This is a genomic window from Bacillus sp. HY001 (assembly GCF_007558965.1).
Lineage (GTDB): Bacteria > Bacillota > Bacilli > Bacillales > Bacillaceae_G > Bacillus_A > Bacillus_A mobilis.
The window spans coordinates 1-8,581 of sequence record NZ_VLTE01000121.1; the positions used below are offsets into that span (position 1 = coordinate 1).

An 8,581-nucleotide genomic window follows, 5' to 3' on the forward strand; every position below is an offset into this window, starting at 1 on the left:
TCGTTCAGTTTTCAAAGAACTACTCGGTCGCTCATTTGCGACTTCCTTATGTTAACATCTTCATCTTTCAATGTCAACTAAGTTTTTCATTTTGTTTGTCGCTTTCGACGTTAATGTCATCGGCGACTTGTTCTATATTACACCTCTATACTCTAATCGTCAATACCTTTTATCCTTTTTATTTTATAAATTATAAAGGAGCTTAAACCTTCTTCATTTATAACCTCGTACCTAGAGATTTATAAACTGGTGCAGTCACTTTCATAATCAACAATTTATACTCTCTTACTTACCTCTTACACCTTTCTAAAGAATGAATATCAAACCAAGCAAATATATATTAAAAGTAGCACTTTTTATTTCGAGTACATTCCTGCTGCATTCACAATTATCTCCTACCACTTCTCTCTAGAAATTATAAATACACCACACATTTACTAAAATCTAATTAACTTAGGAGGCGTTATGAAATGCATGTTAATAAGAAGATCATTTATGTATCCCATGATGCCCATTTTCACGGAGCACAGCTGCTTTCTTTACATACCATTAAAGCTCTTAAAGAAAACTTTCATTACTCCGTCGCAATTATTTCAATTGGAACAGGCATTTTAATCCGCGATTTTCAAAAGTATGGTCCTGTTTATTGCCTAGAGAAAGACTACCCAACGGAAGGAAATGTTGAATTATTAATAAAGAAGTTAATATCACAAGGCTATACCATCGCGATATGTAGTACCGTAATAAGTGGTGATATAGTTGCATTACTAGCTAAACACAATATAAAAGTTATTTCATTAATACATGAATTACCGCATTTAATACAACAGTACTCTGCCGAAGGAAAAGCGAGAAATATTGCCGAGTCTGCTTACAAAATAGTCTTCCCTTCACAATACGTATATGAAAAATTCCGTACAATCACCCAATTAGACCATCAGAAGTGCCATATTCTCCCTCAAGGTTTATTTAACCATAATCCTTATAAGAACAATATCGCAAAAGCTAGAAACGTATTAAGAAAAAAACACAACCTACCTCTAGATAGCAAAATCATTTTGGGAGTAGGTTTCGCTGATCATCGAAAAGGGATAGATTTATTCTCACTTATTGCTTACTCCGTAAGAAAGATTCATAGGAATATTCATTTTATATGGGTTGGGAGAACGGATGTTCATTTTTTAAACACGCTATCCCCAAGATATACAGCACATTTTACATTAGTGGAGCCTACTCCAGATATCGGTTTATATAACGCCGGGGCTGATTTATATTTATTAACTTCAAGAGAAGATCCTTTTCCAAACGTTGTTTTAGAAGCGTTAGATACGAAAGTCCCTGTTATAGGTTTTAAAAACGCTGGAGGTTTTGAAGATGTTGTTACGGAACAAACTGGCGCATTAGTAGACTATTTAAACTTACCGATGATGTTGGAAAGAATATATGAATTTCTTGGAGATGAAGATTTACGATTACAAAAAGGCAGCTTTGGCCAAGAACTTATTGAAAAAGATTTCAACTTTCTTCATTACATTTATCAACTATTAAACCTGCTTGAGCATCATTATAAAAAAATAAGCGTCATTGTACCGAACTATAATTACGAAAGATACTTACCTGACCGAGTTAAATCAATATTAAACCAAACCTATCCCCTTTACGAACTAATTTTCCTAGACGATGCCTCTACTGACAATAGCGTACCTATATTTGAAAAGCTGCTCTCTAACGAAAATAAGCCTCACCTAAAAGTTCAGCAAATTATTAATGATAAAAACTCTGGTTCTGTATTTAAACAATGGATAAAAGGCGTCTCTGCGGCAACCGGTGATTATATTTGGATTGCAGAGGCCGATGACTTATGTGATCCGACCTTTTTAGAAGAAGTAATACAAGGGTTTCATATAAATAGTGATGTCACCTTAAGCTACACACAATCAAAACAAATAGATGAACAAGGAAATATCCTGGCCAATCATTATTTAGATTACACAAATGATATTGATAAGGAAAAATGGAAAAGTTCTTATTTTCGAAAAGGGACTGATGAAATACAAGATACGTTACTTATCAAAAACACGATACCTAATGTATCAAGTGTAGTTTTTAAAAACATAGATATAAAAACTACAGAAAAACAATTAGAAAAGTTTAAAGTAGCTGGTGATTGGTTTTTCTATGTTTCTATTCTTAAAGAGGGGCATGTTTATTTCAATCCAAAGCCTCTAAACTATCATAGACGACATACAAATAGCGTAACGAAAACAGAAGATTCATATTCCCATTACAGTGAAGTTGTACAAATGCAGAATTTCATTAAAGAAACTTTTACTATCGACGACATTTCAAAAAAGAAAATGTACACATATAGAAAGTACCTTAAAGCATATTTGAAGATCTAATGATATCTTCTCTTCGCCATCAGTATCTCTTGTGAGACGTTACTATCATTTAAGGGGGGTCCTCTTTGAAAGAATTTATAGAGGCAAATAAAGATTTGATTTCTCAAATTGCACACAACTACAATGTAAATGCAAGTATCCATCCAGAGGATCACATCTTTCAATTCCTTGTCACGAATCCAGTCTTCCCATCTAAAAAAGAAGCAATAGATTATTATTTTCAAGATGGAAGAAAATCCGCAGAAACGCTCTTAGATTTAATTACTTCCTTTTATCCTCCTATAGACACTCCAATAAAGGTATTAGAATTCGCATCCGGATACGGCTGCGTAACACGTCATTTATTAAATCTACAAACAAACTTACGTATAACTACCTGCGATATACATGAAGAGGCTATTACTTTTATTGAACGTACATTAAATACTCCTTCTATCTTATCTCACCCTGAACCTGAACAAGTAAATTTGACCTCGTCTACGTATGATATCGTTTTTTGCCTATCCTTTTTTTCTCATATGCCTGATACAACTTGGTCTCGTTGGCTTCAAACATTGTATAATGCTGTTTCACCTGGCGGCTTATTCATTTTCACAACTCATGGATATCAAAGTAAAAAGTACTTCGGTTTTCCCGATTTAAATAAACAGGGTTATTGGTTTCTCCCCTCTAGTGAACAGCTCGATTTAGATGTTCATCAATACGGCCAAACAATTGTTAGCCCATCTTACGTATGTGACAAAATTAAATTATTACCTTATAACCCTATTATCAAAAAATACACTGAAGGTTTTTGGTGGGAACATCAAGACCTTTGGGTAATAAAAAAAGAAATAAAATAATAAACCACGCTCTACTTATACAGAAGTAGGGCATGGTTTATTATTTTTTACTATATAAGAACTCTTCAATCCATAGTTTATTTAATCTAATCCCACTTTTGAAATCTATTTTCGGTTCCCAATTACATTCTTGTCTTACCCTATCTATATTTAAAATGATTTTTTGAACATTTTCTTGTTTTTGTTTATAACAGATAAAATCCACTTTTCTTTCCGTTAATTTCTCCAATTCTACTATAATTCGTTTTAAAGAGAGACCTTTACCGCTTCCTATGTTATATACACAAGATTTCAAGCGATTTAATTGCGATAGTTGTATAGTAATTTCAACTAAATCATCGATATAAATATAATCTCGAATAATTTCTTGTGGATTACCATATATATTAATCTTCTCATTGCTGAGATGCTGATATAAAAAACAATTTATTGCCCCAACTTTCTTTAAAGGATTTTGATATTTTCCATATGGATTAGAATATCTACATACAACATAATCAATTCCGTATTTTTTCTTATAAAAATACAAGTAATTTTCAAGCGACACCTTTGTTATTCCGTAAGGAGAAAGTGGCTTTAATGGATGTTTCTCATCAATAGGTAAATATTCAGGTTCACCATACACGGTACCCCCAGAAGATGCTAATACAATTCTTTTAATAGGAAAGTTTTTAACACTTTCCATGAAATTAAGAAAAAAAAAGCTACTGTTCATATCTCCGAAAACATCTTCAATTGAAGTCGCTACATTAGACGTTGCAGCTAAATAAATAATTACATCCACATTCACTAAAGCTTTATATATATCTTCAACATTTGCTAAATCACCTTTAATAAATTCAACCTCACTTATAATATCTTGAGGAAAATTATTTATATGTCTGGAAAATACTTTTACATTTTGACCTTGTTTCAATAAACCTAATGCGAGGTTAATACCAATGAAACTATTTCCACCTACTATTAAATAATTATTCTTCCTCATAATACCCTCTCTAGTAATAAGATTTTTACTTATCACACCTAGAAATACAAATAAATGAACTTGGTCACTTCTATTATTCCTTCTCTTATAATTGTATGCCGCTTATACATTTTCATTATCTTTATTTTATATTTTCATTTTAGAATCGCTATCTTATTTCAGATGACCACAAAAAACACTCATACTATTTACTCATTCCTATGAATATATTGGATTAGTAAAAACTTCACCTCTCCATAAATAAAACTTTCAAAAAGGAGCACTACATTTATGAAGAATGTAAATCAAGAGCTTTTAAATCATGTAATCCTACATAAAGATCGAATTCCACATTTCCATAAAGACTTTCCCCTTATACTATTTTGGAGCCATAGAAGCGGATGTACCACTTTAGCTAATTGGTTCTTTTTTCAAATTGGATTGTTTAATGAAGCAAAGAAATACCATGACTTTATTCATTACTATGAATTCTGGGTGTATAAAAACAACACCAACTACATACCAGATTTACAAAATGGGCTTCTAACAGCAAAAAAAGATGTTTGTAAACTTGTGAGGAATCCCTATACAAGGGCTGTCAGCTCATTTTTATTACTTGCTGACAATCCATATGCTAGCCCACAATGGGAAAGTATCCGCCAATATTTATATAATGACAAATATAGTAAACGAGGAATATCATTTAAACAATTTTTATATTACGTTCGAGCATTCGGTTCCAATTCCCTAGCGATGGACATACATTTTAGTCAGCAATACGTTCCAGGTGAAGAAAAATTCATCCAATACTATATTCCTTTAGAAGATTTTAATACACAAATCACCAAGATGGAACATACGTACGATTTAGTTAAATCCAATTTAGCGCTACTTACAAATTCAGATCATCATCGCGCTCATAAAATGCATTATACAGGCAGCTATGCAGAGTTCAGCATTACGGATGCTACCTTCCCTCGCTTTCCAACATATGAAAGTTTTTATGATGAAGAAACAATGGCACTAGTTACAGAAATATATGCACAAGACTTTGAAATGTATCCGTACACAAAAGGGATATTGTAAATCAATACATTCTTCAATGAATAAAAGCGAATATATCGCATAGCATAAAGTGAAACTTTAATTAGCGTGGGGTTCTCTCCCGCTAATTATTCCATTCTACCAATCTCACTTTTATGGATTCCCTAATTTCCACCCACTTTCTTTCATTTCGCTGATTGTTGACGTGTATGTCATACTATCCATAAAATGAGGGCAATTCATCTCCCACCTCACTTCTTTACTTCAGCCGGATCTTGAGATGGAAATCTTAATTCCCTGAAAATAGTGGGATAAATACACTTGGTTTTACACAGGAGTGATATCATGTGGAAGGTAAACTGAAACACAATCATGGATACTGCGTTATTTGTGAGAAGGAAACTACGTTTATAGAGCAGAATGATTGGCTTCGAGATCATTACTTATGTTCTACATGCCACTCTATACCAAGGCAGCGAGCTTTAATCCATGTTTTAAATACATTTTTTCCAAAATGGGGTTCCTATCATATACACGAATCCTCTCCTGGAGGGATTACGACTCAGCTACTTATAAAAAACTGTAAAAACTATACATACTCTCAATACTTTAAAAATCACCCTCTTGGCCAATACTTTCAAGGAATTAGATGTGAAAACTTAGAAGATATGACTTTCCAAAATGAATCTTTTGATTTGTTCATTACTCAAGATGTCTTTGAACATGTAATGGAGCCGAACAAAGCCTTTAAAGAAATAGAGCGTGTATTAAAGCCTGGTGGTACTCATGTGTTTACTGTCCCTTGGTATCATACACTCACAAAGACTTTGCAAAGAGCAAGAATTAATAAAGAAGGAATTGAGTATATGGAAGAGCCAATTTATCATGGTAATCCTATTGATGCGAACGGGTCTTTAGTAACATTTGATTGGGGTCAAGATATGATTGAATATATTTATACACATGCAAATATGTATACCATTGTGTATTTACAAAAGGATAGATCACTGGGGTTAGATGCTGAATTTTTGCATGTTTTTATTAGTAAAAAAACATGTAAGTAGCTGTTAATCACTACATCATTCGGAGGTTTAACAAATGAATAACTTTAAGTTAGGAAGTGATTTTGATAACCTTGTTAGCCCACTATCTGATATTGAACTTCTAAATCTATTTATACAAAGTTGCTCCCAAACAAAGATAAATGGCATCCCAGTACCTACGTTCCCCCCTGAAGAAATTCAACAACAGTTTGTAGGTGCTTCCTATGAACATGCTCTTTATGAAGCATATTTGTTTTATAGCCATGTAAAAACATACGCCCAAAATTTAGGGGTTCCCTTGAATAAAGAACGGAGAATTTTAGACTTTGGTTGCGGATGGGGAAGAATCATACGATTCTTTTTCAAAGATGTTCGCCATAAAAATTTACTTGGTATTGATGTAGATCCTATAATGATTAACCTTTGTAACGAAACGTTAGGAAGGGGCAGATATAAAATAGCTCCCCCACAACCCCCTGTAGAATTTATTAATGACAATTCATTAGACATCATATTCGCTTATTCTGTATTCTCACATTTATCCGAAGAAACTGCAGAACATTGGATAAAAGAGTTTTCAAGAATTCTTCGTCCAGGTGGCATCTTCATCGCAACAACACAAGCACGCTATTTTCTCGATTTCTGTCAACAATTTAGGGAACACCCTGAATTAATTCAAACCGGGTGGCATAAAACTTTATCTCAAGCTTTTCCAGATATAAATCGTGCCATTTCGGATTATGAACGTGGAAATTTTGTCCACAGTCCTACAGGGGCAGGAGATGTTAGAGATAGTAGCTTTTATGGAGAAACTGTTATACCTAGAACTTATATTAAAAATCACTATGAGAAGTATTTAAAGCTACGGGACTTTTTTGATGATGTAAACCGATTACCCCAAGCCCTATTTGTTCTCCAAAAAGATTAACCCTTTTCATTCATGGTAATGCGCGTAATTTCATAATGAAAATCATTTTTTATCTCAGCTATATCGAGCAAACTGTAAAAATGAATTCATTATGGAGCATACAAAAACAGTAAGTAAATAACATATCTCGCGCTTTAAACTAGATCCAAAAAATCAAAAGTAACTTCCCACCACTTGAACTACGAAGAACATAAGGGGGATATACCTTGAAAATAATCGCTTTTTACTTACCACAGTTTCATCAAATAAAAGAAAATGACCGATGGTGGGGGAAAGGATTTACTGAATGGACAAATACTAAAAGTGCACGACCTTTATTTTCAGGACATTACCAACCTAGAGAACCTTATCAAGATTTTTATTATGACTTAACCACCCCATCCGTAAGAAAATGGCAAGCAGAAATCGCCAAAGCACATGGCATATATGGTTTTTGTTATTACCATTACTGGTTTAAAGGAAAGAGGCTATTGGAGACACCCTTTAATGAGGTACTTAAGATGAAGGAACCAGACTTTCCATTTTGCCTTTCTTGGGCAAATGAACCGTGGACAAAAACTTGGGATGGTCTTGATAGTCACATATTAATGCCACAAAATTACGGAGAGTTATCGGATTGGAAAGAACACTTTGAGTATTTATTACAAGCTTTTCAAGATGAGAGGTATATCCGTATAGATGATAAACCACTATTCATTATTTATCGGCCTGGACATATCCCTGATTGTGAGCAAATGCTTCATTATTGGAATACACTCGCACAAGAACATGGTTTGAAAGGTATATACTTTGCAGAAACATTAAACAGCTTTCCACTTCCTAATATAAATGGGTTTGATGCTAGCATTCAATTTGAGCCTTTTTATACAATTGCTCATGATAGCTCTTCAGACATAAATAAGACAATATATGAGTCTGATAAACAAATAAATGCTTGGGATTATGATAAAGTGTGGATGTATATACTAAAACGATCTCCTACAGAGAAAAAAACATTTCCCGGTGCCTTTGTTGACTGGGACAACACAGCACGCCGCAAAGACTTAAATAGCAGCATCTTCCTAGGTTCTACACCTAGGAAGTTCACGATATATTTAAGCAAACAAATCCAGCGTACCTATTCTCTTTACAACAGCGAGTTTTTATTTATTAATGCGTGGAATGAATGGGCCGAAGGTACTTACTTAGAACCAGATAAAAGGTATGGATTCGCCTATTTAGAAGGAGTTAAACAGGCCATTAACAGAGGTATGAAAGCATACAAAAAAGACGAGTCATACTGACTCGTCTTACAGTTGCTTGGCGACGTCCTACTCTCACAGGGACAAGGTCCCAACTACCATCGGCGCTAGAGAGCT

General features: G+C 33.8%; 7 protein-coding genes. 6 read left to right on the forward strand and 1 reads right to left on the reverse strand.

Annotation, left to right across the window (positions count from 1 at the left end):
- Window positions 1-470: 470 nt before the first annotated feature.
- Both FOT98_RS28750 and FOT98_RS28755 read left to right on the forward strand, forming a co-directional pair.
- Window positions 471-2,402 carry a glycosyltransferase gene (locus FOT98_RS28750; RefSeq protein WP_063260209.1) on the forward strand — a complete coding sequence of 644 codons (1,932 nt, stop codon included), beginning with the start codon at window positions 471-473 and terminating at the stop codon, window positions 2,400-2,402.
- Between the two features lie 65 nt (window positions 2,403-2,467).
- Window positions 2,468-3,244 (forward strand): class I SAM-dependent methyltransferase, encoded by a 777-nt coding sequence (locus FOT98_RS28755; protein ID WP_063260210.1) that lies wholly within the window; start codon window positions 2,468-2,470, stop codon window positions 3,242-3,244.
- Window positions 3,245-3,284: 40 nt separating this feature from the next.
- Here the strand turns inward: FOT98_RS28755 and FOT98_RS28760 are convergent, their stop codons facing one another.
- Window positions 3,285-4,229 carry an NAD-dependent epimerase/dehydratase family protein gene (locus tag FOT98_RS28760; RefSeq protein WP_063260211.1) on the reverse strand — a complete coding sequence of 315 codons (945 nt, stop codon included), beginning with the start codon at window positions 4,227-4,229 and terminating at the stop codon, window positions 3,285-3,287.
- A 270-nt stretch (window positions 4,230-4,499) separates the two neighbouring features.
- Between FOT98_RS28760 and FOT98_RS28765 the strand changes: the two genes are divergently transcribed.
- The 4 genes from FOT98_RS28765 (at window position 4,500) to FOT98_RS28780 (ending at window position 8,506) form a co-directional block, all read left to right on the forward strand.
- Window positions 4,500-5,294 (forward strand): sulfotransferase family 2 domain-containing protein, encoded by a 795-nt coding sequence (locus tag FOT98_RS28765; RefSeq protein ID WP_063260212.1) that lies wholly within the window; start codon window positions 4,500-4,502, stop codon window positions 5,292-5,294.
- A 305-nt stretch (window positions 5,295-5,599) separates the two neighbouring features.
- Window positions 5,600-6,316: a class I SAM-dependent methyltransferase gene (locus tag FOT98_RS28770; RefSeq protein ID WP_063260213.1), complete on the forward strand. Its 717-nt coding sequence runs from the start codon at window positions 5,600-5,602 to the stop codon at window positions 6,314-6,316.
- 34 nt (window positions 6,317-6,350) lie between these two features.
- Window positions 6,351-7,223, forward strand: coding sequence for a class I SAM-dependent methyltransferase (locus FOT98_RS28775; RefSeq protein ID WP_063260214.1), 873 nt, complete (start codon window positions 6,351-6,353; stop codon window positions 7,221-7,223).
- Between the two features lie 206 nt (window positions 7,224-7,429).
- Window positions 7,430-8,506: a glycosyltransferase WbsX family protein gene (locus FOT98_RS28780; RefSeq protein WP_063260215.1), complete on the forward strand. Its 1,077-nt coding sequence runs from the start codon at window positions 7,430-7,432 to the stop codon at window positions 8,504-8,506.
- The last annotated feature ends 75 nt before the right edge of the window (window positions 8,507-8,581 follow it).